The 592-nt window shown below is 65.0% G+C and carries 1 pseudogene; it reads left to right on the top strand.

Annotated elements, in window-relative coordinates:
* Positions 1–72: 72 nt before the first annotated feature.
* A pseudogene (locus DT057_RS35145) lies at positions 73–592 on the top strand (IS5 family transposase); the annotation flags it as partial.

Below are 592 nucleotides of genomic sequence, written 5' to 3'. Positions count from 1 at the left end.
CTAGGCTGTGTGGACTCTTGGGGTTCACAAGGCGTCTGGGGAGTGATTCAAAGCTGTCTTTTGGAGGCGGCGATGGGCGTTTTGGATCGGTTGGTTCTCAGGGATGAGCAGTGGGAGCGGATGGCGCCGCTGATCATTGGCCGCCCCGATCAGAAGGGCTCGACCGGGCGCGACAACCGGATGTTCGTCGAGGGCGTCCTCTGGATCGTGCGCACCGGCTCGCCTTGGCGCGACCTGCCGGACGCGTTTGGCGACTGGAACAGCGTGTTTCGCCGGTTCAGCCGCTGGAGCCAGAAAGGGGTGTGGTGGCGGATCTTCGCGGCGCTGTCGGACGATCCCGACTTTGAATATCTGATCGTCGATTCCACCATCGTGCGCGCGCACCAGCATGCGGCCGGCGCCAAAAAGGGGGGTCTGGAGATCAAGCCCCGTCCGATCAGGCGCTCGGACGTTCGCGCGGCGGCCTGAGCACCAAGATCCATCTGGCCGTGCGCGGCCTGGGTTGCCCGGTGCACTTCGTGTTGACGGGAGGCCAGAGGGGCGATGCGCCTCAAGCCGAGGGCCTGATGACCGACCTGCCGGCCGACATTGT

The organism is Methylobacterium crusticola, assembly GCF_003574465.1.
GTDB lineage: Bacteria > Pseudomonadota > Alphaproteobacteria > Rhizobiales > Beijerinckiaceae > Methylobacterium > Methylobacterium crusticola.
The sequence above is the reverse complement of the archived record's forward strand: the minus strand, read 5'-3'. Positions and strand labels throughout refer to the sequence as shown.